23 protein-coding genes are annotated in these 25,112 nt (G+C 71.8%); 9 read left to right on the top strand and 14 right to left on the bottom strand.

The window, feature by feature from the left end:
* Positions 1-51: 51 nt before the first annotated feature.
* Both ACZ3OF_RS22170 and ACZ3OF_RS22165 read right to left on the bottom strand, forming a co-directional pair.
* Positions 52-702, bottom strand: coding sequence for a response regulator transcription factor (locus ACZ3OF_RS22170; protein ID WP_361672511.1), 651 nt, complete (start codon positions 700-702; stop codon positions 52-54).
* Positions 690-1,904 carry a sensor histidine kinase gene (locus tag ACZ3OF_RS22165; protein WP_361672509.1) on the bottom strand — a complete coding sequence of 405 codons (1,215 nt, stop codon included), beginning with the start codon at positions 1,902-1,904 and terminating at the stop codon, positions 690-692. The genes ACZ3OF_RS22170 and ACZ3OF_RS22165 overlap by 13 nt, the downstream gene beginning before the upstream one ends.
* Positions 1,905-2,058: 154 nt before the next feature.
* On the opposite strand from ACZ3OF_RS22165, the gene ACZ3OF_RS22160 reads away from it, so the two are divergent.
* The gene (locus ACZ3OF_RS22160) at positions 2,059-2,640 is read left to right on the top strand and encodes a hypothetical protein (protein ID WP_467306362.1); all 582 of its coding nucleotides are present in this window, start codon (positions 2,059-2,061) and stop codon (positions 2,638-2,640) included.
* 80 nt (positions 2,641-2,720) lie between these two features.
* Here the strand turns inward: ACZ3OF_RS22160 and ACZ3OF_RS22155 are convergent, their stop codons facing one another.
* Genes ACZ3OF_RS22155 through ACZ3OF_RS22145 form a run of 3 tightly spaced genes read right to left on the bottom strand, consistent with a single transcriptional unit; the run spans position 2,721 to position 4,855 of the window.
* Positions 2,721-3,293 (bottom strand): cob(I)yrinic acid a,c-diamide adenosyltransferase, encoded by a 573-nt coding sequence (locus tag ACZ3OF_RS22155; RefSeq protein ID WP_361434691.1) that lies wholly within the window; start codon positions 3,291-3,293, stop codon positions 2,721-2,723.
* 13 nt (positions 3,294-3,306) lie between these two features.
* Entirely contained in the window at positions 3,307-4,056 is a 750-nt protein-coding gene (locus tag ACZ3OF_RS22150; RefSeq protein WP_361672503.1) for an ABC transporter permease, read from the bottom strand.
* 25 nt (positions 4,057-4,081) lie between these two features.
* A complete protein-coding gene (locus ACZ3OF_RS22145; protein ID WP_467306358.1) occupies positions 4,082-4,855 on the bottom strand; it encodes an ABC transporter ATP-binding protein in 774 nt (257 codons plus the stop codon).
* Between the two features lie 72 nt (positions 4,856-4,927).
* Between ACZ3OF_RS22145 and ACZ3OF_RS22140 the strand changes: the two genes are divergently transcribed.
* From ACZ3OF_RS22140 to ACZ3OF_RS22125, 4 genes are all read left to right on the top strand, one after another.
* Positions 4,928-5,563 (top strand): TetR/AcrR family transcriptional regulator, encoded by a 636-nt coding sequence (locus tag ACZ3OF_RS22140; protein ID WP_467306356.1) that lies wholly within the window; start codon positions 4,928-4,930, stop codon positions 5,561-5,563.
* A 130-nt stretch (positions 5,564-5,693) separates the two neighbouring features.
* Entirely contained in the window at positions 5,694-6,542 is an 849-nt protein-coding gene (locus ACZ3OF_RS22135; RefSeq protein WP_361672497.1) for a 3-hydroxyacyl-CoA dehydrogenase family protein, read from the top strand.
* Positions 6,543-6,668: 126 nt separating this feature from the next.
* Positions 6,669-6,992, top strand: a complete 324-nt coding sequence (locus ACZ3OF_RS22130) for an STAS domain-containing protein (protein WP_024761898.1) — start codon at positions 6,669-6,671, stop codon at positions 6,990-6,992.
* Between the two features lie 287 nt (positions 6,993-7,279).
* Positions 7,280-9,838, top strand: coding sequence for an ATP-binding protein (locus ACZ3OF_RS22125; protein ID WP_361672494.1), 2,559 nt, complete (start codon positions 7,280-7,282; stop codon positions 9,836-9,838).
* Between the two features lie 70 nt (positions 9,839-9,908).
* Here ACZ3OF_RS22125 and nucS read toward each other — a convergent pair whose 3' ends face one another.
* The gene (nucS, locus tag ACZ3OF_RS22120; RefSeq protein WP_361434685.1) at positions 9,909-10,580 is read right to left on the bottom strand and encodes an endonuclease NucS; all 672 of its coding nucleotides are present in this window, start codon (positions 10,578-10,580) and stop codon (positions 9,909-9,911) included.
* 228 nt (positions 10,581-10,808) lie between these two features.
* On the opposite strand from nucS, the gene ACZ3OF_RS22115 reads away from it, so the two are divergent.
* Complete coding sequence (locus tag ACZ3OF_RS22115; protein ID WP_017236120.1) at positions 10,809-11,201, top strand: SCO5389 family protein; 393 nt, start codon at positions 10,809-10,811, stop codon at positions 11,199-11,201.
* Between the two features lie 98 nt (positions 11,202-11,299).
* On the opposite strand, the gene ACZ3OF_RS22110 is transcribed toward ACZ3OF_RS22115, so the two are convergent.
* Positions 11,300-12,334 carry an LLM class flavin-dependent oxidoreductase gene (locus tag ACZ3OF_RS22110; RefSeq protein WP_361672492.1) on the bottom strand — a complete coding sequence of 345 codons (1,035 nt, stop codon included), beginning with the start codon at positions 12,332-12,334 and terminating at the stop codon, positions 11,300-11,302.
* Between the two features lie 198 nt (positions 12,335-12,532).
* On the opposite strand from ACZ3OF_RS22110, the gene ACZ3OF_RS22105 reads away from it, so the two are divergent.
* Positions 12,533-12,868: an ATP/GTP-binding protein gene (locus ACZ3OF_RS22105; protein WP_361672489.1), complete on the top strand. Its 336-nt coding sequence runs from the start codon at positions 12,533-12,535 to the stop codon at positions 12,866-12,868.
* 36 nt (positions 12,869-12,904) lie between these two features.
* On the opposite strand, the gene ACZ3OF_RS22100 is transcribed toward ACZ3OF_RS22105, so the two are convergent.
* The 7 genes from ACZ3OF_RS22100 to mce form a co-directional block, all read right to left on the bottom strand.
* Complete coding sequence (locus ACZ3OF_RS22100; protein ID WP_361672487.1) at positions 12,905-13,729, bottom strand: ABC transporter permease; 825 nt, start codon at positions 13,727-13,729, stop codon at positions 12,905-12,907.
* Positions 13,726-14,823, bottom strand: coding sequence for an ABC transporter ATP-binding protein (locus ACZ3OF_RS22095; protein ID WP_361672485.1), 1,098 nt, complete (start codon positions 14,821-14,823; stop codon positions 13,726-13,728). The genes ACZ3OF_RS22100 and ACZ3OF_RS22095 overlap by 4 nt, the downstream gene beginning before the upstream one ends.
* Before the next feature lie 124 nt (positions 14,824-14,947).
* Positions 14,948-15,727: an ABC transporter permease gene (locus tag ACZ3OF_RS22090; protein ID WP_361599543.1), complete on the bottom strand. Its 780-nt coding sequence runs from the start codon at positions 15,725-15,727 to the stop codon at positions 14,948-14,950.
* Between the two features lie 3 nt (positions 15,728-15,730).
* Positions 15,731-16,696, bottom strand: coding sequence for an ABC transporter ATP-binding protein (locus tag ACZ3OF_RS22085; protein WP_361434679.1), 966 nt, complete (start codon positions 16,694-16,696; stop codon positions 15,731-15,733).
* Positions 16,697-16,795: 99 nt separating this feature from the next.
* Positions 16,796-17,734 carry a coiled-coil domain-containing protein gene (locus tag ACZ3OF_RS22080; protein WP_352191692.1) on the bottom strand — a complete coding sequence of 313 codons (939 nt, stop codon included), beginning with the start codon at positions 17,732-17,734 and terminating at the stop codon, positions 16,796-16,798.
* Between the two features lie 114 nt (positions 17,735-17,848).
* Positions 17,849-22,075 (bottom strand): polarized growth protein Scy, encoded by a 4,227-nt coding sequence (gene scy / locus ACZ3OF_RS22075; RefSeq protein ID WP_467306349.1) that lies wholly within the window; start codon positions 22,073-22,075, stop codon positions 17,849-17,851.
* Between the two features lie 175 nt (positions 22,076-22,250).
* Positions 22,251-22,691, bottom strand: coding sequence for a methylmalonyl-CoA epimerase (mce, locus tag ACZ3OF_RS22070; RefSeq protein ID WP_361672481.1), 441 nt, complete (start codon positions 22,689-22,691; stop codon positions 22,251-22,253).
* A gap of 137 nt (positions 22,692-22,828) precedes the next feature.
* Between mce and ACZ3OF_RS22065 the strand changes: the two genes are divergently transcribed.
* Together ACZ3OF_RS22065 and meaB are read left to right on the top strand one after the other, a co-directional pair.
* Positions 22,829-24,031, top strand: a complete 1,203-nt coding sequence (locus tag ACZ3OF_RS22065) for an acetyl-CoA C-acetyltransferase (protein ID WP_467306346.1) — start codon at positions 22,829-22,831, stop codon at positions 24,029-24,031.
* Positions 24,032-24,057: 26 nt separating this feature from the next.
* Positions 24,058-25,014: a methylmalonyl Co-A mutase-associated GTPase MeaB gene (gene meaB, locus ACZ3OF_RS22060; RefSeq protein ID WP_467306344.1), complete on the top strand. Its 957-nt coding sequence runs from the start codon at positions 24,058-24,060 to the stop codon at positions 25,012-25,014.
* Positions 25,015-25,112: the final 98 nt, after the last annotated feature.

The following is a 25,112-nucleotide window of genomic DNA, read 5'->3' as shown; positions in this document are numbered from 1 at the left end:
AAGGTCTGGACCAACCGTCAAGAGGTCCAGACCAACGTCGACGAGCGTCGTTCAGACACCCAACTCCCGTGCGAGAACGGCCGCTTGAGCTCTGCTGCGCACACCCAGCTTGCCCAGCACCTTGCTGACGTGCGTCTTCACCGTCGCCTCCGCCATGTCCAGCCGCCCCGCGATCTCCGCGTTCGACATCCCCCTGGCCAGCACCGACAGCACCTCGCGCTCCCGGGGTGTCAAGGCGTCCAGCGCGGACGCGTCCGCCGCACTCCGCGCCGGCGCGGGCCCGCGCGGGGACGCGAACTCGGCGATCAGCCGCCGCGTCACGGCCGGGGCGATCAGGCCCTCCCCGCGCGCCACCGTCCGAACCGCCTCGATCAGGTCCTTCGCCTCGGCGTTCTTCAGCAGAAAGCCCGCCGCCCCGGCCCGCAGCGCCCCGAAGACGTACTCGTCCAGATCGAAGGTCGTCAGCACGAGCACATCGGCCAGCCCCTCCGACACCACGAGGCCGGTCGCCGTCACTCCGTCCATCCGCGGCATCTGGATGTCCATCAGGACCAGATCCGGGCGCAGTTCCCGGGCCAGCTCCACCGCGCGCTCGCCGTCCGCGGCCTCCCCGACCACCTCGATGTCCGGTGCGCTGCCCAGGATCAGGACCAGCCCCGCCCGGACCGCGCTCTGATCCTCGGCCACGATCACCCGTACCATGCCGACGGCTCCTTGTCGTTCGTACCGACGGGCAGGACGGCCCGCACGCGCCATTCTTTCCGTCCGGCGCCGTCCGTCACCGGGCCGGCCTCGAACTCCCCGTCGAGCAGCGCCACCCGCTCCCGCATCCCCACCAGACCCGCCCCCGAGCCGGGCGCGCGCGGCCCCGGCTGCCCGCCGAGCGCACTGGTCACACCCACCGTGAGAGCGCCGTCCGGGCGGCAGCCGAGCTCCACCCGTACCTCGCCCGGCGCCGCGTGCTTGAGGGCGTTCGTCAGCGACTCCTGCACGATCCGGTACGCGGCGAGCCCGACCGGGGCCGGCGGCGCCTCGTCGTCCTCCGCGCGGGTGTCGTCGACCGCGAACGTCAGCCCGCTGCTCCGCCCGTTCGCAGCGGCCTGGGCCACCAGCGCGTCCAGGCCGTCCAGGGTGGGCGCGGCCGCGGGCGTCACGTCCCCGCTGCTGTCCCGGAGCAGCCCGATCAGCCGCCGCATCTCCGCGAGACCCTCGACGCTGTTCTCCCGGATCACGGTCAGGGCCTGCCGGGTGGTCCCCGGATCGTCGAGCGACAGCGCGGCCGTGGAGTGGATCGCGATCGCGGAGAGATGGTTGGCCACCATGTCGTGCAGCTCCCGGGCCATCCGGGCACGCTCGGCCACGACAGCCTGGCTGCGGTCCATCTCGGCGAGCAGCGCGGTCTGCTCGGCCCGGAGGCGGGCGGCGTCGGCGGCCTGACGGTGGTTGCGTACGACGGCTCCGGTGACGGCGGGCAGGAACGACACCATGCCCGTGATCAGGCCGACCACCAGGGCGATCGCGTTCTGCCACCAGACGAGGAAGCCGATGGTCACCCCGATCGTGATCAGCCCGGTCGTGTACGGGATGCGCCGGGCGGCGGCGGGGTTCCCGTAGACGACGGACGAGTAGACCAGGTCCGTGAACATCAGCGCGGTCACGAGGCTGCCGTAGGTGAACTGGTCCGCCACGAGAGCGACCGTGCCGACGGTCAGGGCGGTCTGCGGCATCGTGCGCCGCAGGGCCTCCATCGAGGCCATCACGACGAGCGGGATCAGGGTCGCCCACCGCGCGGTGATCAGCCGGTCGGTCTGGGTGTGCAGCCCGAACGACCACATCAGCAGGCCGATGGCGAGGCCGCCGGCGGCGATGAGCAGGTCGTCGCGGTGCGGTCGGGGGAATGTCACGTTCCCATCCAACACGGCTGGCGGACTCCGGGCCTCGCCGTGCGGGCCGATCCGGCCCTCCGTCGAAGGATGTAGGCGTACTTCGTCATCGGCGACGACGACCTGGCCGGAATGCCACGGGACGCTGGAGGGGAACCGAGAGGGGAGTTCCGCCGTGATCGTCACGCTGATCGTGATCTGCGAAGTCGGCTTCTGGGTGCTGCTGGCCGCCGGCCTTGCCACCCGCTACCTGCTGAAGATGCCCCGGGCGGGCCTCGCCCTGCTGCTCTGCGAGCCGCTTCTGGAGGTCCTGCTGCTCGTCGTGACCGCGATCGACCTGAAGAACGGCGCGGAACCGAGCTGGCGGCACGGACTTGCGGCGGTGTACATCGGCTACACCGTCGGCCACGGCCACCGCACCGTGAAGTGGCTCGACGGCCACGCCGCCCACCGCCTGGGTGGCGCGCCGCCGCCCGTCGGCCCGCCGCGCTACGGCAAGGCGCGCGCCCGTCACGAGGGCAGGATCTGGCTGGGTTCGGTGACGGCGGCCGCGGTCGCGTCCGGACTGCTGCTGCTCGCGATCTGGTACGTCGGCAACGCGGGGGACACGCAGTCGCTGAAGGGCTGGATCGGCGCCGCCTGGCGGGCGGCCGGTATCCACGGCCTGATCGCCCTGAGCTACACGATCTGGCCGAGGAAGGCCCCGGAGGGCGAGCCGGAGGCACCGCAGCCCACCCGGGACCGGGACAGGGTCTGACGAGCCGGGCCCCGGCGCCGGGGCCCGGCCGGGGCCCGGGGCCGAGGTCCAGCGACCCGGGCCCGGGGACGGGATCGCGGCTACCGGTCTCCGCCGGGGACCCAGAGCACGTCGCCGACCTCCTTGTTCGCCGTCCTCGCAAGAATGAAGAGCAGGTCCGAGAGGCGGTTGAGGTAGGTCGCCGTCAGGGGGTTCATGGTCTCGCCGTGGACCTCCAGCGCCGCCCACGTCGAGCGTTCCGCCCGGCGGACCACCGTGCACGCCTGGTGCAGCAGGGCCGCACCGGGCGTTCCGCCCGGCAGGATGAAGGAGCGGAGCTTCTCCAGCTCCTCCAGGAAGCGGTCGCAGTCCGCCTCCAGCTTGTCGACGTAACTCTGCTCGACCCGAAGCGGCGGGTACTTCGGGTCCTCGACCACCGGGGTGGAGAGATCCGCGCCGACGTCGAACAGGTCGTTCTGGACGCGGACGAGGACCTTCACGACCTCCTGGTCGAGCTGCCCGAGGGCGATGGCCGTACCGATGACGGCATTGGCCTCGTTGGCGTCGGCGTACGCCGAGATCCGCAGATCGGTCTTGGCGGTCCGGCTCATGTCGCCCAGAGCGGTGGTGCCCTGGTCGCCGGTACGGGTGTAGATGCGCGTCAGATTGACCATGGGCCCAGCGTAGTTACGCTCCGGCCCTCCGGAACGTCCGTGTGCCGACCGTCACGGCGAGCACCGTCAGTCCGACGGCCACCAGGACGCCGTACAGCATGGTCGCCGTCGCGTACTCCCCGACGTACGCGTCCCGTACCGCGTCCACCAGATAGCGGAACGGCATGAGGTGCGAGAGCACGTCCAGCCAGCCGGGGGCGAGCGCCATCGGCAGCATCAGCCCGGACAGCAGCATCGCGGGCAGCGAGAGCGCGTTGACCGTGGGGCCGAACTCCTGCGGCGTACGGACCTTCATCGCCAGCGCGTACGAGAGCGAGGCCAGCGCGAACGTCAGCAGGGCGACGAACACGAAGCCGATCAGGATCCCGGCGAGCGGCGCCCGCAGGCCCATGGCCAGCGCGGCGAGGACCAGGAGCACGGCCTGGAAGACGAAGAGCGAGGCGTCGCGCAGGACCCGGCCGAGGAGCAGGGCGAGCCGGCTGACGGGGGTGACGCGCATCCGCTCCACCACGCCCCAGTTCTTCTCCATGATGAGCGAGAAGCCGGCGAACGAGGCCCCGAAGAGCCCGAGTTGGAGCAGCAGACCGGGGACGAGGATCTGCCAGGAGTCGCCCTCGCGGCCGAGCGGCAGATCGGCGAGCAGCGGCCCGAAGAAGAACAGGTACAGCAGGGGCATCAGCACGCCGAACAGCATCTGGAACCGGGAGCGCAGCGTCTGGCGGGCGTAGCGACCGAAGACGATCGCGGTGTCGTGGAGCAGCAAGGGAAGCCTCGGGGTCTCTCGGGTCCTATACGGCGACGGGGGTGGGGTCGACGGGGGCCGGGCCTCGCCCGGTGACGGCCAGGAAGGCGTCCTGGAGGGTGGTCACCCCGTGCTCGGCCTTGAGCGTGGCCGGGGCGCCCTCCGCGATGACGACTCCCTTGTCCACGATCACCAGGCGGTCGGCGAGGGCGTCGGCCTCGTCGAGGTAGTGGGTGGTGAGCACGACGGTCGTGCCGTGCTCGTCGCGCAGCCGGCGCACCAGCGCCCACAGGTCGGCGCGGCTGCCCGGGTCGAGTCCCGTCGTCGGCTCGTCGAGGAAGAGCACGTCGGGCCGGTGGGTGAGGCCGAGCGCGATGTCGAGGCGGCGGCGCTGGCCGCCGGAGAGCGCGGCCGTGGAGCGGTCGAGGAGCTCGGTGAGTCCGAGCTCCCGCGCCAGTTCCTCGCCGCGGGCGGCCGCGTCGGTCCGTGACAGCCGGTAGAGACGGCCCTGGGTGACGAGCTCGGAGCGCACGGTCTCCTGCGGGTCGACCCCGCCGGCCTGGGCGACGTACCCGATCCGCCGGCGTACGGCCGCGGGGTCGGCGAGGAGGTCGTGGCCGGCGACGGTGGCCGCGCCGCCGGTGGGCGGGAGCAGCGTGGTGAGCATGCGGAGGGTCGTGGTCTTCCCCGCGCCGTTGGGGCCGAGGAGGCCGAGGATCTCGCCCGGCCGCACCGTGAGGTCGATCCCGCGGACCGCCTCCACGGGGCCGTTCTTCGTCTGGAAGGTCCGGGCGAGCCCGGCCGTACTGATGATGGGCATGACGACTACAAAAACAGAGTCACTGAAATTTTGCAACGCATCCAAAAATTCAGGGGCACCTAGGATGGCGCCATGGCCGAGGGGTTGAGGGAGCGCAAGAAGCGCCAGACGAAGCAGCGGATCTCCGACATCGCCACCGGGCTCTTCCTGGAGCACGGCTTCGTGACCGTGACCATCGCGGAGATCGCGGACGCCGCGGACGTCTCCGTCAACACGGTGTACAACTACTTCCCCGCCAAGGAGGACCTCTTCCTCGACCGGATGGAAGGCGTCACCCTCCGCCTCGCGCGGATGATCCGCGGCCGCGACCACGGGGAGTCCGCCGCCGACGCGATCCTGCGCGAGATGCGCCAGCAGATCGGCGCGGTGTCACCCGCGTACGGACTCATGGACGGCTTCGACGCCTTCATGAACGTCATCGAGCACGCGCCCACCCTCAAGGCCCGGCTCTTCTACCTCCAGCAGCAGGTCCACGACGCCGTCGTCGCCACCCTGCGCGAGGAGACCGGCGCGGCCGAGGACGATCCGCTGCCCCTGCTCGTCGGCGGTCAGCTCGCCTGGATCGAGAACACCGTCGTCGGCTACATCACCCGCGAGATGACGGCCGGCCGCAAGGCCACCCAGGTCTCCCGGGAGGCTCTCGTCCTCCTCGACGAGATCGAGGAGCTGCTGAGCGAGCGCGTGCTGACGTACGCCGTACGGGGGTAGCCGGCCTGTCGCGAGTGTGACGTCCGTCAAACCGGGCGTGACGCGCGTTACTTCACGGTCACATCCCGCCCCACGCCCGCTAATCTCCGCCGGAGAGTCAGAAGTGAACAGGTGTTGAGGGGTGGAAGACGTGGCCAGGAAGCTCGCCGTCATCGGAGCCGGACTCATGGGGTCGGGAATCGCGCAGGTCTCTGCCCAGGCGGGCTGGGACGTCGTCCTGCGTGACGTCACCGACGCCGCGCTGACCCGGGGTACCGACGGCATCAAGGCGTCGTACGACCGTTTCGTCGCCAAGGGCAAGCTGGACGCCGCCGACGCCGAGGCCGCCCTCGGCCGGATCACCGCCACCACCGAGCTGGACGCGGTCGCCGACGCCGACATCGTCGTCGAGGCCGTCTTCGAGAAGCTCGAGGTCAAGCACGAGATCTTCCGCGCCCTCGACAAGATCGCCAAGGACGGCGCGGTCCTCGCCTCCAACACCTCCGCCATCCCGATCACCAAGATCGCGGCCGTGACGGAGCGTCCGGAGGCCGTCGTCGGCACCCACTTCTTCTCGCCGGTCCCGATGATGCAGCTCTGCGAGCTCGTCCGCGGCTACAAGACCAGCGACTCCACCCTCGCCACCGCGCGGGAGTTCGCCGAGTCGGTCGGCAAGACCTGCATCGTCGTCAACCGCGACGTCGCCGGCTTCGTCACCACCCGCCTCATCTCCGCGCTGATCGTCGAGGCCGCCAAGCTCAACGAGTCCGGCGTCGCCACCGCCGAGGACATCGACATCGCCTGCAAGCTGGGCTTCGGCCACGCCATGGGGCCGCTCGCCACCGCGGACCTCACCGGCATCGACATCCTGGTGAACGCCACGAGCAACATCTACGCGGAGACCCAGGACGAGAAGTTCGCGCCGCCGGAGCTGATGCGCCGGATGGTGGACGCCGGTGACATCGGCCGCAAGAGCGGGCAGGGCTTCTACAAGCACTGAGTCCCGAAAGCCAGTCGGCTATCACTCCGACGGGTGAATTCGGTATCAGTTCGCTTACAAGGCGCAACGCTTCTGCGCCAACGACAGTCAGTTGATGAAAAGACGGAGCACTCCAGGGGAGCGCATATGCACATCAGGGGCGACCATGTCGAGCTGGTCGTCGGGGGCCGCCTCGACGTCCGGAGCGCGGCGGACGCCCGTACGGTCCTGCACTCGGCCGTCGACGACGGAGTCGGCGACCTCGTGCTCGACCTGACCGGTCTCGACTCCTGGGACGCCACCGGGCTCGGGGTCATCATGGGCGCGCACCGCAGGGCGGGCCGCTGCGGACGGCGGCTCGTGCTGCGCGGCGTACCGCCCCAGATGCAGCGCCTGCTCGTGGCGACCCGGCTGCACCGCATCCTCGCCATCGAGGGCGGCCTCGCCGCGGAGTCGCTGCCCCGCGTCTGATCCGTGTCCTGTCCCAGGGCGGGGCGGGGCGGGCCGCGGCGTGGATCGACGCCGTACCGCCTGTGAAGCTGCTGTGCGAAACCGGCGTCCCGGGCCAATCCTTAGCGGACCGTGACGTCTTGGGCGGGGTGGTACCCCGCCTGTTCCCGGATACTCGTTGAACGTCTAGGGTTCGGTCGCCCGCCCATTGACGGACCCACCCGGCGGGCACCGGACCAGAAGCGACAGCGCGCGTGCAGATCGGCCGGAGGGGCTTCCGCACGCACCGCTTTTGGGGGGCTTGAACCATGGACCCGATGAACCGGGAGCCGGAAGAGTACGGCTACGACCACGAAGGCGACGACGTCCGCGGCGGCCTCCTGCCCGAACGCGGTCCGGCCACACCCGCCCGCGTCCGCACCGCCCGCGTCGTCTCGGGCGACCTGCTGCTCACCGTCAACCCCGTCGACGGCAGCGAGATCGAGGCCTGCCCGCCCGGAGAACAGCCCGAGCCTTCGCGCCGCCGCACCGCCCAGGAGCGCGCCGAGGCGGCCCGCGCGGCCACCCCGCCCGTACCGCCCGGCCCCGCCGCCCCGCCCCTGCCGCTGCTCGAACGGCAGGAGGAGCACGAGCGGCTCGTCCAGCTCCTCGCCCGCGGCCGCTCCGTCCGGGTCACCGGCCCCGCCGGCTCCGGCCGCACCGCACTCCTCGACGCCGTCGCCGCCGACTGCGCCGACCTCGCGCCGGACGGTGTCGTGCGGCTCTCCGGCCACCACCGGACCGCCACCGAGCTGCTGTACGAACTCCTCGCCACGGTCCAGCACGCCCCGGACCACCGGCCGGACCGCCCGGGCCTGCTCGCCCTGGTCCACGACATCGGCGCCGTCGTCGTGGTCGACGACCTGGAACTCGGCGGCGCCACGCTCGACGAGCTCCTCACCGCCGCCCCCGAGTGCGCCTTCCTGCTCGCCGCGACCCCCGACGTCCCGGCCCCCTCGCCCGACGCCCACCTCGAAGAGGTCCCGCTCGCCGGCCTCGGCCGCGCCGCCTCCCTCGAACTCCTGGAGCGCGCCGTCGACCGGCCGCTCACCGACGACGAGGCCAACTGGGCGGGCGACCTCTGGTTCGAGTCCGAGGGGCTGCCGCTGCGCTTCGTCCAGGCCGGCGCCCTGCTCCGGCAGCGCGACCGGCTCCGGGTCACACCGGCCGAGTTCGACGCGTTCGGGGCACAGGAGGACGCCGTCCCCTCGGAGTTCGACGCCTTCGGGGCCCTCGACGACGCCTTCGGACCGGGCGCGGACGCCCCCGCGGCACCGGCACCGCAGGACCCCGTCGACGTCGACGTGCGCGAGATACCCCTGCCCAGCCTCGGCGAGGGCGCGGCTCCCGCCGCCCTGCTCGCCTCCCGGCTCGGCCGCTCCGCCCAGGACACCCTGCGGTTCGCCGTCGCCCTCGGCGGCGAGGTGCCGCACCAGGCCCACCTCCCGGCCCTCGTCGGCGACACCCACGCGGACGCAGCCCTCGGCGAACTCATGGCCTGCGGACTGCTGACCCCGGTCGGCACCCGCTACCGCCTCGCCGCCGGCATCCTCACCCAGCTCGTCGCCCACGGATACGACGAGGACGCCCTCGGCCGCGCCCACACCGTCGCCCAGCACTACGCATGGTGGGCCGGACACCCCTCCGTCACCCCCGCCCGCGCGGCCGCCGAGGCCGACGCCGTCCTCGCCGCCCTGGCCGCGCTGGTGCCCGGCTCGGAGCCCGAACACCCCGCCACCGCCATCCTGCTCGCCCGCAGCGCGGCCCCGGCCTTCGCCGCCGGACTGCACTGGGGCGCCTGGGAGCGGGTCCTCCGCGGCGGCCAGGAGGCCGCCCGGCTGGCCGGTGAGGTCGCCGAAGAGGCGTACTTCCACCATGAGTTGGGCGTCCTCGCGCTCTGCGCCGGAAACCTGGAGCGGGCCCGCGCCGAACTGGAGGCGTCCGTCGGCATGCGCGGCGTTCTCGCCGACAAGCGCGGCACCGTCGCCGGGCGCCGGGCGCTGGCCCTGGTCGCCGACCGCAGCGGCGGTCCGCTGGGCGGCGACGACGCGCTGCCCGCCGCGCGCCACGAGGAGTCCGTCTCCCCGCCGCGCGGCATCCCGAAGGCCGTCGCCCCGCCCGTCGTGCCCCGCACCGTCGTCCCCCGTTCCGGCGGCGCGGCCCCGACCTCGCCGATCCCCGCCTTCCCGGACTTCGCCGACGAGGGCCCGACGCTCATCGCCCGCCCGGACACCCGGCCGGGCGAGCAGGACACGAAGCGGGGCGGCCGCTTCGGCATCGTCGCCGGGGCCCGCCGTAACCTCGTCGCGGTCGGTACGGGAGCGCTCCTGGCCGCCGTGCTCGGCACGGTCGTGACCATCGGGGCCACCTCGGGCGACGCCGGGGACCCGGGCACCGGACGGGTCACCTCCGACCGTACGGCCAGTGAGGAGGGCGGCGACGAGATCCTCGACGCCGACGAGCCGACCGAGGGCACCACGGGTCGCCCCTCGGACAGCGCCTCGCCCACACCGTCCGGATCGGCGAGCCCGGGCACGCCCGGCTCCTCGGGCACCCCGTCCGCCCCGACGTCCGGTTCGCCGAGCGCGACGACGTCCACGACGGGGGCACCGTCGACGACGCCTCCGCGGCCGACGACGAGCCCGACGCGGACGACGTCACCCAAGCCGACGCCGACGCCGACCAAGACGTCGCCGACGCCGCCGACGACGCCTCCCACGACCCCGCCGACCACGCCGCCGACGACCCCGCCGACCACGCCGCCGACCGAGAGCCAGGGCAGCCCCAGCAACTCGGCCTCCGGCGACTCCACCGGTACACCGGCCTGACACCACGACGGCCCCGGGTGCGTTCACCGCACCCGGGGCCGTCGACGTATCCGTACGTCCTGAAGTCGTCCTAGAACAGCCGCAGCTTGTCGTCCTCGATGCCGCGCATCGCGTCGTAGTCGAGCACCACACAGTCGATGCCGCGGTCCGTCGCGAGCACCCGCGCCTGCGGCTTGATCTCCTGCGCCGCGAAGACGCCCTTCACCGGCGCGAGGTGCGGGTCGCGGTTCAGCAGCTCCAGATAGCGGGTCAGCTGCTCCACGCCGTCGATCTCGCCCCGCCGCTTGATCTCCACCGCCACCGTCGCGCCGTCGGCGTCCCGGCAGAGGATGTCCACCGGGCCGATCGCGGTCGGGTACTCGCGGCGGATCAGGGTGTGGCCCTCGCCCAGCGTCTCGATGCGATCGGCCAGCAGCTCCTGGAGGTGCGCTTCCACGCCGTCCTTGATGAGGCCGGGGTCCACACCGAGTTCGTGCGAGGAGTCGTGGAGGATCTCCTCCATCGTGATGATCAGTTTCTCGCCCGCTTTGTTCACCACGGTCCAGATGCCGGCCTCTCCGTCGGCACCTTCCTTGAGGGTGCACGGGGGCGACATCCAGTTGAGCGGTTTGTACGCGCGGTCGTCCGCGTGGATGGAGACGCTGCCGTCTGCCTTGACCAGGATCAGACGGGGAGCGGAGGGCAGGTGGGCGGTGAGCCGGCCGGCGTAGTCCACGGAGCAGCGGGCGATGACGAGACGCATGGTCGGCAACGCTACAAGACACACGCTCTTCCGCGCGATTCGGCTCTTAACGCCCGCTGGACGACCGTCACTTATTGGCCGGTTGTGTTCCCATTCTCCTGGTGCGCTCCGGACGCCGCGCTTACCGTGGAGACAGGAGGTCGCCGTCCGTGCACGCTGCGTGTCGCACGGGGGTCCTTCATCCCTGCCCGTAAGACCCCGTCCGTCGGGGTCGCGAGAGGAGAACCCATGTCGCTCGACGTCTCACCGGCGCTGTTGGAACAGGCCGAGCGAGGCGAGGTCGACGAAGCCGACTTCGTCGACTGCGTCCGGACCTCCCTGCCCTACGCATGGGAGATGATCAGTTCTCTGGTGGCCCAGCTGAAGGTCGACGGTGGCGAGTTCGCCGACAACCAGACGCCGCCGCCGAACGAGCAGGCACGTGGTCAGCTGTTGCGTGCACTCGCGAGTGATGCCATCCGTGGTGCGCTGCAGCGGCACTTCGGGGTGCGTCTGGCCTTCCAGAACTGCCACCGTGTGGCGGTGTTCCCGCTCGACCCCGCGGTCGACGAGCGGCTCGCCCGCTTCACCTCCGTACGGGGACAGCTGCTCAACCAGTCGCCGGAACTGCGCGACTGCTGAGGCACGGTGCCGCCGCTCCGCATCGCGGGAGACGCGATCGATGCGAGAGATGCCGGGGCGGCGGCACCGCACCCGCACACCGCACCTCGCTCATGGACTCAGACCAGCAGGGGGAGCACCTCGGCCCCCAGCCGCCGTACGTTCTCCTCGGTGGCCGCGAGATCGCCCGTGCCCTCGGCGAGCAGCGCGAAGCGCGTGATGCCCGTCCGTTCCGCCGTCGCCGCGAGCCGGTCCGCCGCGAGCCGGGGTGTGCCGACCGGGTGCAGTCCGCAGAGCAGCTCCGTGTAGGCGACGGGATCCCGCATCGCGCGGTGCCGGCCGTCCACGGTCACATGGGCTTCGAGCCCCTGCTTCAGCCAGCCCGGCATCGCCTTCACCAATGCCTCGGCCGCGTCCCGCGGACCGTCCGCGAGCTGGACCACGCCCGCCGAGACATGACCGGCCCCGATCCGAGCGATCTCGTCGGGAGTGCGGCCCGCGTCGCGGGAGAAACGTTCCCACGCTGCCACCATCTCGGCCTTTTCCCCGTCGCCGCAGTGCATCCCGAGCAGCATCGGCAGCCCGCGCCTGGCGGCCAGCTCGACGCTCTTCGGGGAGGTGCAGGCGACGACCACCTCGGGCGACGCGTCCCCGCCGATGAGCTCCCCGGGGCGCGGCACGACGGCCACCTCTCGGAAGGCGAATCGTTCTCCCTCGGCCGACACCCGGGACTCGGTCAGCCAGCGCAGCAGCAGATCGAGCGACTCGGAGAATCCCTGTTCGTACGCCGGCAGACCCGCGCCGAACACCTCCAGGTCGACCCACGGACCGCCTCTGCCCACACCGAGCGTGAACCGGCCCCCGGACGTCAGATGGAGCAGGGCGGCCTGCTCGCCCAGGGCGACCGGATGGACCGTCGGCAGCACACTCACCGCCGTGCCGACCCGGATCCGGCGCGTCCGTCCCAGGAGCAACGCCGCCAGCGTCACGGCCGACGGACAGACGCCGTACGGAACGAAGTGGTGCTCGGCGAGCCAGACGGAGTCGAGCCCCGACTCCTCGACGACCTCTGCGGTCCGCACCGCCCGGTGCAGTGCCTCGCCCTGACCCTGGCCCGGGAACTGGGCGGCCAGAACAAACGTACCCACGCGCATCGCCTTCTGCCTCCTTGCGGCCGACGCGGTTCTCTCCCTCGTACCGGCAACAACGTCTGACACGTGCCAAAGGCAACGGCCTCTCATGAAGTTCTTGCGATTTTCCGCTGATTCGGCTCGGAGGGTGGAAGGGCCACTGCGTCGCGGCCCGTACGCTTGATGGAACGTTCCGTGTACCCGGCCCCGTGAGGTGAATACGTGTCCCCCCGTCGCAACCGTCCCCAGGGCGGCGAGAAGCCGGACCGTTCGGGCGAGCCGGGCGAGCCGGGCGACCGGTACGGCGGATCGCAGCGCAGCGAGAGCTGGCAGGGCGAGGAGTGGTTCGTCCGGCACGTGGCGGGCGCGAGCGCGCCCGGCAAGCGCTACCGCTGCCCCGGCTGCGACCAGGAGATCCCCGGGGGCGCGCCGCACGTCGTCGCATGGCCGGAGTACGGGGGAGTGGACGACCGCCGCCACTGGCACAAGGCCTGCTGGAGCGCGAAGGACCGCCGCACCACGCGGGTGCAGCGGTCCCGTAACGCGCCGAGGTACTAGCCCCGGGTCAGACGTGCCCGCTCTCGGGCCACAGGGTCAGACGTCCCGGCGGTTCAGCAGGGCGTACGCGCCGGCCATCGCCGCCGCCACGATGATCGCCATGATCCAGATCGGGTCCCAGCCCGAGGGGCCGCCCTCGCCGACCGTCGCCCGGCCCGCGTACAGCGCGATGAGCTGACTCGGGATCGCGTAGTCGAGCAGCCACTCCTGCACCGTGGCCAGCGACTCCGAGAACATGAACATCGCCGCCACCAGCGGCAGCAGCAGCACGCCGATCATGATCGTGATCGAGCCCGCCGAGTGCCGGATGATCGCGCCGACGGCCAGCGACAGCAGGCCGAGCAGGGCGAGGAACAGGCCGACGCCGACCGTGGCCCGCAGCCACTCGCCCGAGGTGGGCTCGGCGGCGGTGCTCACCATCGCCACCTGCGCCAGCCCCACCACCGCCGCCGTGACGGTGGTGACGGTGAACACGAGCAGGAAGAAGACGATCGCCTTGGCCGTCAGCACCCGGCTGCGGCTCGGGCAGGCGGTCAGCGTGGTGCGGATCATGCCCGTGCCGTACTCGGAGGCGATGGTCAGCACGCCGAGCGTCATCACGCAGATCGAACCGAGCAGCACACCGAAGAAGCCGAGCGTGAGCGCCGATTCGTTCTCCGTGGGCGCCTCGGTGCTCGCCACGACCGCGGCGACACCGAGACCCAGGGCCAGCATCAGCAGCACCATCACACCGAGCGTCCACATGGTGGAGCGCAGCGAACGGATCTTGGTCCACTCCGAGGCGAGGGCGTCCCCGAGGTGCGCCCGGCGCACCGGGATCGGCGAGACGTACGAGGCCGGGAAGGGGCTGGGGGCGGTCATCGGGCGTCCTCGGTGTCGTTCTTGGCGGGCTCGCTCTGCGTCGCGTACGGGTTCTGTCCGGGCGGCGGCGGGGCGTACCACCCCTGCTGCGGCACGTCCTGCACCACCGGCGGGGCCGGCTGCTGGAGGTGCTGGAGGTGGTGCGGCTGCGGCTGCTGGAGATGCGCCAGCTGGTCCTCGGTGGAGCGGTAGTCCACGGCGCCCTGCGTCATCCGCATGTACGCCTCCTCCAGCGAGGCCTGGTGCGGGGACAGCTCCCAGAGCCGTACGTCCGCGCCGTGCGCCAGATCGCTGATCCGCGGCAGCGGCAGCCCGGTCACGCGCAGCGCGCCGTCCGGCTCGGACATCACCTGGCCGCCGGCCTCGGTGAGCGCGGCCGTCAGCTTCTCGCGCTGCTGGGGCTCCGTCTGCGGCGTGCGCACCCGGGCGAAGTCCGCCGAGTTCGCCGAGATGAAGTCCTTGACGCTCATGTCCGCGAGCAGTTGGCCGCGGCCGATCACGATCAGATGGTCGGCGGTCAGCGCCATCTCGCTCATGAGGTGGCTGGAGACGAAGACGGTCCGGCCCTCGGCGGCGAGCTTCTTCATCAGGTTGCGGACCCAGAGGATGCCCTCGGGGTCGAGGCCGTTGACCGGCTCGTCGAAGAGCAGCACCTGCGGGTCGCCGAGCAGCGCGGCGGCGATGCCGAGCCGCTGACCCATGCCCAGCGAGAAGCCCTTGGAGCGGCGCTTGGCGACGTCCTGGAGGCCGACGACCCCGAGGACCTCGTCGACCCGCTGCGCCGGGATCCCGGCGAGCTGCGCGAGCGACAGCAGATGGCTGCGGGCGCTCCGCCCGCCGTGCACGGCCTTGGCGTCGAGCAGCGCACCCACCTGGCGGGGCGCGTTCGGCAGCTGCCGGAACGGATGGCCGCCGATCGTGACGTGCCCGGACGTCGGCCGGTCCAGCCCCAGGATCATGCGCATCGTCGTCGACTTGCCGGAGCCGTTGGGACCGAGGAAGCCGGTGACGGTGCCCGGCCGCACATGGAAGGAAAGGTTGTACACGGCCGTCTTGGCGCCATAGCGCTTCGTCAGGCCGACTGCCTCGATCATTCTCCAGCCCCATCGACAGGTCAGGTCGTCGGGGTCGTGGCCGCTCGGGCCGGAACCCCCGTATGAGCTAGGAGCTTATCCAGCCATTGACGGTTCCGGCGAAGCATGGATCGTCATGTACGCGCTACGCGTCCCGCTTCTTCATCACCAGGTAGCCGCCGAGCAGCGCCGCGGCCACCCAGATCAGCATGATCCCGAGCCCGCCCCAGGGGCCGTACGGCGCCTCCTCCGTGTTCATCGCGTCCGGAACGACCTGCATGATCTTGGATCCGGCCTGGTCGGGGAAGTAGAGCGCCACCTCCTTGGCCTTCGGTACCGCGGAGAGGATCTGCGAGACCAGGAAGAAGAACGGCACCAGGATGCCGAGGGAGAGCATCGAGGAGCGCAGCATCGCCGCCACACCCATCGAGAAGAGCGCGATCAGCCCCATGTAGAGCCCGCCGCCGACGACCGCCCGCAGGACGTTGTCCGCGCCGAGGGAGGTGCGGTGTTCGCCGAGGAGCGCCTGCCCGAGGAAGAACGACAGGAAGCTGGTCGCCAGGCCCACCACCAGGGCGAGCACCCCGGCCACCGCGATCTTGGAGAAGAGGAACGTCGCCCGCTGCGGGACCGCGGCCAGGGACGTACGGATCATGCCCGAGCTGTACTCCGTGCCGACCACGAGGACGCCGAAGACCACCATCGCCAGCTGGCCGAGAACCATCCCGGAGAAGCTGACGAACGTCGGGTCGAAGGTCGCCTGCTCCGCCTCAGAGAGGTCGTCGAAGGTCGACTTCAGCAGGGCGCACAGAGCCGCGCTCATCGCCACCGTCACCAGGAGCGCGCTCGCCAGGGTCCAGACCGTCGACGAGACCGTCCGGATCTTGGTCCACTCCGACTGGAGGACCGCCGATACCGCTGCCATCGTTCAGGCTCCCTTGGTGGTGTCGCCCCAGTGGGGGCCGGGCGCGTCCGCCCCGTGGACGTCCGTGCCGTGTGCGTGGTACTCCACCGCGCCCGCGGTCATCTGCATGAACGCCTCCTCGAGGGAGGCGCGCTGGGAGCTCAGCTCGTGAAGGACGAGTCCGTGCTCGGCGGCCAGTTCACCGAGCTTCTCGGTCGTGGCGCCGTCCACCTCCAGCGTGCCGTTGCCCGCCTCCACCGGGGTGAAGCCGTTGGCGTGGAGGATGTCCCGCAGCCGCTCCTGCTGCGGCGAGCGCAGCCGTACGTAGCTCCGCGAATTCTGGTGGATGAAATCGGCCATCGTCGTGTCGGCCAGCAGCTTTCCCTGCCCGATCACGATCAGATGATCGGCCGTCAGAGCCATTTCACTCATCAGATGGCTGGAAACGAAGATCGTGCGGCCCTCGGAGGCGAGCGCCTTCATCAGATTGCGGATCCAGTGAATTCCCTCGGGGTCCAGACCATTGACGGGTTCGTCGAACATCAGGATCTCGGGATCGCCGAGCAGCGCCGACGCGATTCCCAGCCGCTGCCCCATGCCGAGCGAGAAGCCCTTCGACTTCTTCCGCGCGACCGCCGTGAGGCCGACCAGATCCAGGACCTCGCCGACCCGCCTCTCCGGAATACGGTTCGACTGGGCCAGGCAGAGCAGATTGTTGTACGCCGACCGGCCGCCGTGCATCGCCTTGGCGTCCAGGAGCGCCCCGATGTACTTCAACGGCTCCTGGAGCTCGCGGTAGTGCTTGCCGTCGATCCGAACCGTTCCGCTGGTCGGATTGTCCAGATCGAGCATCATGCGCATCGTCGTCGACTTGCCCGCGCCGTTGGGCCCCAGGAAGCCGGTGACCACACCGGGCCGCACCTGGAAGGAGAGATGGTCGACCGCCGTCTTCGTTCCGAACCGTTTCGTCAGGCCCTCGAGCTCGATCATGCGACCACGCTACGGGTGCGAAAAACCCTCCGCCACTGGAATGACGGAGGGTTTTTTGGGTGTTCGCGTTCCGGTTACCGGACTACGGGACCGGAGGGATCAACGGGTCTGCTGCGCCGGGACACCACGGGTGGCCGGCTCGTCGTCGATCGGGGAACCGGCGGCCGCCACGGCGGCACCGGTCAGCGTCGCCAGCATCTCGCGGACGTTGGTCAGCTGGGCGTTGATCGAGTCGCGGCGGTTCGTCAGCGCCGCCAGCTCGCGCTCCGATTCCGAGCGGATCCGGTCGGCCTTGGCGTTCGCGTCGGCCACGATGTCCTCGGCCTGGCGCTGCGCGGTCTCCACCGTCTGGCGGGCCCGGCGCTCCGCGTCCGTACGCAGCTTCTCGGCCTCCAGGCGGAGCTGCTCGGCGCGGTGCTCGATCTCGGCGAGGCGCTTCTCGGCCTTGGCCTGACGCGAGGCCAGGTCACGCTCCGACTGCTCCCGGCGCTTGGCCAGGTTGGTCTCGAAGTCCGCGGCGGCCTGGGCGGCCTTGGCGCGGGTCTCCTCGAAGAGGGCGTCCGCCTCCTCGCGCTTGGACTGCGCGTCCTTCTGTGCCTCGGCACGCAGCGAGTTGGCCTCACCCTGCGCCTTCTCGACGATCCGAACGCCCTCGTCCTCGGCCTTCGACTTGCGCTCCGCAGCGAACGACTCCGCGTCGTTGCGCACCTGCTGGGCGGCCGACTCGGCCAGCTCGCGGTGCTGCTCGGCGGCGCGGCGGGCCTCCTCGCGCAGGTCCTTCGCCTCCTCCTCGGCCAGCCGGAGGATCTTCTCGACGCGGGCGCCGAGGCCGGCGTACGACGGCTCTGCGTCGGTGACCTGGGCCTGGGCGTTCTGCGTCTCGAGGTGGAGTTCCTCGATGCGCTTTTCCAGAGAGGTGATTCGGGCCAGAGCACTGTCACGGTCGGCGACGAGCTTGGTAATGCGGTCGTCCACCTGACCGCGGTCGTAACCACGCCGCACGAGCTCGAAGCCGAAGGGGGAGGAAGTGTCGCTCATGGGGTTCCTGTCGAATGAGACCGGTGAGGTGTTAGGGGGAATCCTAGGGGCCGAAGCGGCGTGTCATCGAGCGGATGCCCGTTTGATATGGAGAATGTCCAGCCTTTTGAGTGGCTAGCCCTCGGAGGACTTGCCACTCGAACGTGTCGCTCCCGCCGGAACACCCGCCTTGACCCCCTCCTTCGTCCCTGCGGTCGGCGCCTCGAAAGACTCCAACGCCTCGAGGACGTCCTGGACACGGGAGATCTCGGCATTGATGTCCTCGCGCCTGCGCACCAGGACGTCCAGCTCGCGCTTGCCCTCGGAGATCATCTGCTCGGCCTCGGCCTCGGCCTCCCCCTTGACCTTCTCCGCCTCCGCGACCAGCGAGGCCTTCTTCTGCTCGGCCTCCTTGAGCAGCGCCTCGGCCTTCCTCACCGCGGCGATACGAACCTTGCTCGCCTCCGAACTCGCCTCGGAGAGCATCTCCTTGGACTTCTCCTCGGCCTCGGCCCGCTGCTCCTCGGCGGCCTTCACCAGCTTGTCGACGCGCTCGCCGGCCGTCTTCATCTGCTCGGCCGTCTCACGCCGCGCCCGCTCGTGCAGCTCCTCGATCTCGCCCTCGACGCGGGCCCGCAGCTCCTCGGCCCGCTCCCTTATGGCCGTCGCGTCGCTGCGCGCGCCCACCAGGAGCTCGTCCGCGTCCGTACGGGCCTTCTCCACGAGGGAGTTGCCCTCGACCGTCGCCTCGGCCACGATCCGGTCGGCCTCCTGACGGGCCGCGCCGACCATCGTGTCCGCCTGCGACTCCGCCTCGGTGGTGGCGCGCAGCGCCTCCTCCTGGGCCTTCGCCATCAGCTGGTCGGCCTGCTCGGCCGCGTCCGAACGGCGCTTGGCACCGGCCTCGCGCGCCTCGTCGAGCGTACGGTCGGCCTCCTCGCGCGCCTCGGCACGCATCTGCTCCGCCGCCGCCTCGGCGTCGGCCTTGACCCGCTCGGCCTCCGACCGGATCCGCTCGGCCTCGCCCGCCGCCTCCGAGATGAGCGTGTCCGCCTGCTCGGCGGCGTCCGCGCGCCGCTTGTCGGCGGCCTTGCGCGCCTCGTCGAGGACGCCCTCGCCGTCCGCCCGCGCGGCGGCCCGAAGCGCCTCCGCCTCGGCCTCGCCCTCCGCCTTGACCTGCTCGGCCTCGGTACGCAGCCGCAGCGCGTCCTGCTCCGTCGACTCGAGGAGGGCCACCGCCTCGGCGGTGATCCGCTCGGCCTCGCCCGTGGCCTCGCCGACGAGCGCGTCGGCCTGCTCGGCCGCGTCCGAACGCCGCTTGTCGGCCGCCTTACGCGCCTCGTCGAGGACCTGCTCGGCGTCGGTGAGCGCGGCGACCCGCAGCGCCTGCGCGTGCGCCTCGCCGTCCGTCTTCAGCTGCTCGGCCTCGGCCCGCAGCGCGTCCGCCTCGGCCGTCAGCCGCTCGGCCTCGCCCACCGCCTCCGTGATGAGCGTGTCCGCCTGCTCGGCGGCGTCCGCGCGCCGCTTGTCGGCGGCCTTGCGCGCCTCGTCGAGGATCTGGTCGCCCTCGGTACGGGCGAGCGTGACCAGCTCCTCGGCCTCGGTGGTCAGCCGCTCGGACTCCGCGGCCGCCTCGGAACGGATCCGGTTGGCGTCCTCGCGGGCGTCCGCACGGGTGCGGGCCGCGTCCTGCTCGGCCGACGCCAGCGCGTCGCTCGCCTCGGTCCGTACCCGCTGGGCGTACTCGGCCGTGTCCGCGCGCAGCTTCTCCGACTCGGAGATCGCGTCCGCGACCGTCCGCTCGGCCAGCGCCTTCGCGGCCTCGGTCTCCTCCTGGGCGCGGTTCCGGATGCGGTTGGCGTCCTCGGTGGCCCGCTCCCGCTCCTCGTACGCGTCTGCGCGGACCCGGTCCGCCTCGTCCTGCGCCTCGCTACGGGTGCGCTCCGCCGCGTGCTCGGCCGCGCTGCGCAGCCCGGCGATCTCCTCCTCGGCCTGCTCCTGGAGGCCGGCGACGGAGTCCCGTACCTCCTTGGCCGTCTGCTCGGCCGCGGACACCATCTCCGTGGCCCGCCGGTCCGCCTCCTCGACCAGACGCTGCGCCTCGGTCTGCGCCTCCTCCACCCGCTTGCGGGCGGAGGCGAGCAGCTCCTCGGACTGCTCGCGGGCGTGCTCGCGCTCCCGGCCGGCCTCGGAACGGGCCGACTCCAGCGTCTCCTCGGCCTCCCGGCGCCGCCGGTTGGCCTCCTCCTGGGCGGCGGCCAGCGCCTCGGCGGCCTCGGCGGCCACCCGCTCGGCGGCGGCCCCGGCCTCGGCGCGGACCCGGTCCGCGGTCTCCTGGGCCTCCGACTTCAGCCGCTCGGCCTCCGTCGACGCCTCCGTCCGCAGCCGTACGGCCGCGGCCTCCGCCTCGGCGCGCGAGGTGGACGCGTCCGACGCCGCCTCCGTACGGAGCCGCTCGGCCTCCTGCTCGGCCTGCGCCTGGAGCGTACGGATCCGCTCCGCGGCCTCCGTGCGGAGCCGCTCGGTCTCCTCGGCGGCCTCGCGCCGGAGCCGCTCGCTCTCGGCGCGCGCGTCGGTCAGCGCCTGCTCGGCGCTCTCGATCCGTGTCTCGGCCTCGGTGTGCAGCCTGGACAGCTCATCGGCCGCCTCCGCGTGCCGCGCCCGCGCGGCCCGCTCGGCGTCCTCGCGCAGCTCGGTGGCGGTCCGCTCGGCCGCCTCCTTGACCGACTCGGCCTGCTCCTCGGCCTCGGCCCGCATCCGCTCGGCCTCGGCGCGGGTGCGCTCCAGGGTCTCCTCGGCCTGGGTGCGCAGCGTCTGGGCGCGCTCCATGGCCTCCGAGCGGACCCGCTCGCCCTCGGCGCCCGCGCTCGCGCGCAGCTCGTCGGCGTCCGTACGGGCCTTGGTCAGCAGCTCCTCGGCGGTCCTGGCCGCCTCCTCGATCTGCTGGACGGCCTCGCGCCGGGCCTCGCCGCGGATCTTCTCGCCCTCGGCGATCGCCTCGGCCCGCAGCCCCTCGGCCTCGCCGCGCAGCCGGCGCGCCTCCTCCTGAAGCTCGACCGTCTTGGCGCGGTACTCCTTGGTGTCGTCCTTCGCCGACCCGAGCAGCTCGCCGGCCTGCTCCTCGGCCTGGTTGCGCAGCCGGTCGGCCTCCGCCTCCGCCTCGCGGCGGATCCGCTCGGCCTCTTCGGAGGCCTTGCGGGTGGTCGCCTGGGCGTCCTCGGACGCCTTGGTGAGGACCTCCTCGGCGGTACGGGCGGCCTTGGCGAGCGCGGCGGCCGAGTCCTCGGCCGCGACCGTACGCGCCTTGTCGGAGGCCTCCGCGACCAGCTTCTCGGCCTCGGCGCCGGCCTCGCGCAGCTTCTCCTCGGCCTCGCCCTTGAGGGTCTCGGCCTCCTTCGTCGCCTCGGCGACGAGCCGGGCGATCTCGGCCTTCGCCGTACGCGTGCGCTGCTCGTTGACGGACTCCGCGGAGGACAGCTGCTTGGCCGCCGCCTCCTTGGCCTCGGCCAGCGCCTTCTCGGCCTCGGCGCGGGCCTCGCGCAGCCGCAGCTCGGCCTCCTGCAACCGCTGCTCGGCGGCACGGGACAGCTCGGTGGCCTGCTGACGGGCCTGCTCGGTCTCGGCGGTGGTGGACGACCGCAGCTGCTCGGCGTGGCTGGTGGCCTCCTGCGCCTGCGTGGACGCGGCGTTCAGCAGCCGCTCGGCGTCCTTGCGGGCGCGCAGCAGAATCGCTTCGGCCTCCGCACGGGCGGCCTCCGCCTCCGAGCCCACCCGCTGACGGGTCTCCTCGGCCAGCCGGGTCGCCTCGGCACGCGCACCGGCGAGCGCCTGCTCGGCCTCGGCGCGGGACTCCTCCATGAGACGACGGGCCTGGGACTCCGTACGGGCGCGCAGCTGCTCGGCCCAGGCGACGTTCTCGTTGACGTGCGCCTCGACGGTCTGGCGGCGCTCCGCCAGCTCCTGGTCCAGGCGCTGGCGGCGCTGGACGGCCTCGGCGTGCAGCTCGGCCTGGAGCCGGGCCTGGTGCTCGGCGTGCTCCTGGAGGATGCGCTGGGTCTGGGCGCGGGCTTCGCGCAGCTCGCGCTCGGCGTCCTGGCGGAGCTGCTCGGCCTGGATCTGCGCGTTACGCAGCATCTGCTCGGCCTGGTAGCCGATGTCCGCGCTGTCGTAGGCGGGACGGGACGCGATGGTGCGCCGCGCCTCATGGAGCTTGGCGCGCAACACCTCGACCTGGTAACCGAGGTCCTCGGCGTGCTGGACGGCCTTCTCCCGCTCGGTCTTCAGCCGGTCCATCTCGGCTTCGAACCGCGAAAGATGGTCGTCTTCAGCTCGGTGGCTCTCCTGGCGTTCGTAGCCCCGCACTGCGCGGTCCCATCCGTCCCCTGGTCGCAACACTCCAACGAGCACCGTTCCCCGGAGAACGGCCCCCCGGGGAATCGTGGCAGATCGGATACCCCGACTTCGACGCCGCATGGCATGCGGCACCGACCGGCCCCGGCCCGGAGTCGCCCACTCTACCGGGCCAGGAATCCGGAGGTCAGTGCTCCGCTGAGGAGGGGTCAGCCGAGGTGACCAGTTCGGTCAGTACGCCGTGGCAGTCCTTGGGGTGGAGGAAGGTGATGCGGGAGCCCATGGAACCGGTCCTCGGCTCGTCGTAGAGGACCCGGACGCCCTTGCCGCGGATGGCTTCGGCGTCCCCGTCGACGTCGGCGGTGCCGAAGGCGATGTGGTGGACACCCTCACCGTTCTTGGCCAGCCACTTGCCCACCGCGGAGTCCTCGCGGGTGGGCTCCAGGAGCTGGAGGTACGAGGCTCCGCCGTCGGAGGTGTCGTTGATCTTGAGCATGGCCTCGCGGACGCCCTGCTCCTCGTTCACCTCGGAGTGGAACACCTCGAAACCGTAGGTCGCACGGTAGAACTCGACAGTCTTGTCGAGGTCGAAACAGGCGATCCCGATGTGGTCGATTCGCGTCAGCATTCCTCCAGTGCAGCGCCAGGGGGATGGTTACGCAACGTGCGCGCCGTCACACCGGCAGGCCGGTGACCGCGTACGGCACCGCTCAGTACATTGGCGGTAAACCCTCGTTCACTCCTCATCCCAAGGGGCCGTGCCTCATGTCTGGAACGACCGGTACCACCTCAGTGATCGTCGCGGGCGCCCGCACGCCCATGGGACGCCTGCTCGGCTCCCTCAAGTCCTTCTCCGGCGCCGACCTGGGCGGCTTCGCCATCAAGGCCGCGCTCGACCGGGCCGGCATCGGCGGCGACCAGGTGCAGTACGTGATCATGGGACAGGTGCTCCAGGCGGGCGCCGGCCAGATCCCCGCCCGCCAGGCCGCCGTCAAGGCCGGCATCCCGATGAACGTCCCGGCGCTCACCATCAACAAGGTGTGCCTGTCCGGTCTGGACGCCATCGCGCTCGCCGACCAGCTGATCCGCGCGGGTGAGTTCGACGTGGTCGTCGCCGGCGGCCAGGAGTCGATGACCAACGCCCCGCACCTGCTGCCGAAGTCCCGCGAGGGCTTCAAGTACGGCGCGATCGAGATGCTCGACGCCATGGCGTACGACGGCCTGACCGACGCCTTCGAGAACATCGCCATGGGCGAGTCCACGGAGAGGCACAACACCCACCTGGGCATCAAGCGCCCCGAGCAGGACGAGATCGCCGCGCTGTCGCACCAGCGCGCCGCCGCCGCGCAGAAGAACGGCATCTTCGAGGCCGAGATCACCCCGGTCGAGATCCCGCAGCGCAAGGGCGACCCGGTCATCTTCTCGAAGGACGAGGGCATCCGCGCCGAGACGACCGCCGAGTCGCTCGGCAAGCTGCGCCCGGCCTTCGCCAAGGACGGCACCATCACCGCCGGCACCTCCTCGCAGATCTCCGACGGCGCCGCCGCGGTCGTCGTCATGAGCAAGGCGAAGGCCGAGGAGCTGGGCCTGGAGTGGATCGCCGAGATCGGCGCCCACGGCAACGTGGCCGGCCCGGACAACTCGCTGCAGTCGCAGCCGTCCAACGCGATCCAGCACGCCCTGAAGAAGGAGGGCCTGGGCGTCGAGGACCTCGACCTGATCGAGATCAACGAGGCGTTCGCGGCGGTCGCCGTCCAGTCAATGAAGGACCTGGGCGTTACCCCGGAAAAGGTGAACGTCAACGGTGGCGCGATCGCGCTGGGCCACCCCATCGGCATGTCCGGCGCCCGTGTGGTGCTGCACCTCGCCCTGGAGCTCAAGCGGCGCGGCGGCGGTGTCGGCGCGGCGGCGCTGTGCGGCGGCGGCGGTCAGGGCGACGCTCTGATCGTTCGCGTTCCCGGCAAGTAGTTCCCGTCAAGCAAGGAGCATCGGCAATGGTGGACGTCCCCGAACTGGTCGCCCAGGCACGGGAGGGCCGGCCGCGCGCCGTGGCCCGGCTGATCTCGCTCGTGGAGGGGGCGTCCCCGCAGCTGCGCGAGGTGATGGCGGCGCTCGCGCCGCTGACCGGCGGTGCGTACGTGGTGGGCCTGACGGGCTCGCCCGGCGTCGGCAAGTCCACGTCGACGTCCGCGCTGGTCTCCGCGTACCGGCGGGCGGGCAAGCGGGTCGGCGTCCTGGCCGTCGACCCCTCGTCCCCGTTCAGCGGGGGAGCGCTGCTCGGCGACCGGGTCCGGATGTCGGAGCACGCCTCCGACCCGGGCGTCTACATCCGCTCGATGGCCACCCGTGGCCACCTGGGCGGGCTCGCCTGGTCGGCGCCGCAGGCCATCCGCGTCCTGGACGCGGCCGGCTGCGACGTGATCCTCGTCGAGACCGTCGGTGTCGGGCAGTCGGAGGTGGAGATCGCCTCCCAGGCCGACACGTCCGTGGTGCTCCTCGCTCCGGGCATGGGCGACGGGATCCAGGCCGCGAAGGCGGGCATCCTGGAGATCGGTGACGTGTACGTGGTGAACAAGGCGGACCGGGACGGCGCGGACGCGACGGCCCGCGAGCTGAACCACATGCTGGGCCTGGGCGAGGCCCGCGGCGCCGGGGACTGGCGGCCGCCGATCGTCAAGACGGTCGCGGCGCGGGGCGAGGGCATCGACGAGGTCGTCGAGGCCCTGGAGAAGCACCGCGCGTGGATGGAGGAGCACGGGGTCCTGGCGGAGCGCCGCCGGGCCCGCTCGGCGCGCGAGGTCGAGACGATCGCGGTCACGGCGCTGCGCTCCCGCATCGGCGACCTCCACGGCGACCGCCGGCTGGACGCGCTGGCGGAGCGCATCGTGTCGGGCGAGCTGGACCCGTACCGTGCGGCGGACGAGCTGGTGGAGAGCCTGACCGAGGCCTGACGGCCGGAGGGTTGAGAGACGACCGCGCCGTCGGCCGGGCATGGGCCCGGGCGACGGCGCGGTCGTCCCACGAGCACGCCCTTGAGCTTGTGCCGCCT

Source organism: Streptomyces sp. NPDC022552, assembly GCF_055561875.1.
This window is presented reverse-complemented; position numbering and strand designations above follow the sequence as displayed.

Excerpts from the sequence above, each read along its gene's own strand:
- ACZ3OF_RS22170 (WP_361672511.1), bottom strand. The coding sequence starts at position 702 with ATGGTACGGGTGATCGTGGCCGAGGATCAGAGCGCGGTCCGGGCGGGG.
- ACZ3OF_RS22155 (WP_361434691.1), bottom strand. The coding sequence starts at position 3,293 with ATGGTCAATCTGACGCGCATCTACACCCGTACCGGCGACCAGGGCACC.
- ACZ3OF_RS22145 (WP_467306358.1), bottom strand. The coding sequence starts at position 4,855 with ATGCCCATCATCAGTACGGCCGGGCTCGCCCGGACCTTCCAGACGAAG.
- ACZ3OF_RS22140 (WP_467306356.1), top strand. The coding sequence starts at position 4,928 with ATGGCCGAGGGGTTGAGGGAGCGCAAGAAGCGCCAGACGAAGCAGCGG.
- ACZ3OF_RS22130 (WP_024761898.1), top strand. The coding sequence starts at position 6,669 with ATGCACATCAGGGGCGACCATGTCGAGCTGGTCGTCGGGGGCCGCCTC.
- ACZ3OF_RS22125 (WP_361672494.1), top strand. The coding sequence starts at position 7,280 with ATGGACCCGATGAACCGGGAGCCGGAAGAGTACGGCTACGACCACGAA.
- nucS (WP_361434685.1), bottom strand. The coding sequence starts at position 10,580 with ATGCGTCTCGTCATCGCCCGCTGCTCCGTGGACTACGCCGGCCGGCTC.
- ACZ3OF_RS22115 (WP_017236120.1), top strand. The coding sequence starts at position 10,809 with ATGTCGCTCGACGTCTCACCGGCGCTGTTGGAACAGGCCGAGCGAGGC.
- ACZ3OF_RS22110 (WP_361672492.1), bottom strand. The coding sequence starts at position 12,334 with ATGCGCGTGGGTACGTTTGTTCTGGCCGCCCAGTTCCCGGGCCAGGGT.
- ACZ3OF_RS22100 (WP_361672487.1), bottom strand. The coding sequence starts at position 13,729 with ATGACCGCCCCCAGCCCCTTCCCGGCCTCGTACGTCTCGCCGATCCCG.
- ACZ3OF_RS22095 (WP_361672485.1), bottom strand. The coding sequence starts at position 14,823 with ATGATCGAGGCAGTCGGCCTGACGAAGCGCTATGGCGCCAAGACGGCC.
- ACZ3OF_RS22090 (WP_361599543.1), bottom strand. The coding sequence starts at position 15,727 with ATGGCAGCGGTATCGGCGGTCCTCCAGTCGGAGTGGACCAAGATCCGG.
- ACZ3OF_RS22085 (WP_361434679.1), bottom strand. The coding sequence starts at position 16,696 with ATGATCGAGCTCGAGGGCCTGACGAAACGGTTCGGAACGAAGACGGCG.
- ACZ3OF_RS22080 (WP_352191692.1), bottom strand. The coding sequence starts at position 17,734 with ATGAGCGACACTTCCTCCCCCTTCGGCTTCGAGCTCGTGCGGCGTGGT.
- mce (WP_361672481.1), bottom strand. The coding sequence starts at position 22,691 with ATGCTGACGCGAATCGACCACATCGGGATCGCCTGTTTCGACCTCGAC.
- ACZ3OF_RS22065 (WP_467306346.1), top strand. The coding sequence starts at position 22,829 with ATGTCTGGAACGACCGGTACCACCTCAGTGATCGTCGCGGGCGCCCGC.
- meaB (WP_467306344.1), top strand. The coding sequence starts at position 24,058 with ATGGTGGACGTCCCCGAACTGGTCGCCCAGGCACGGGAGGGCCGGCCG.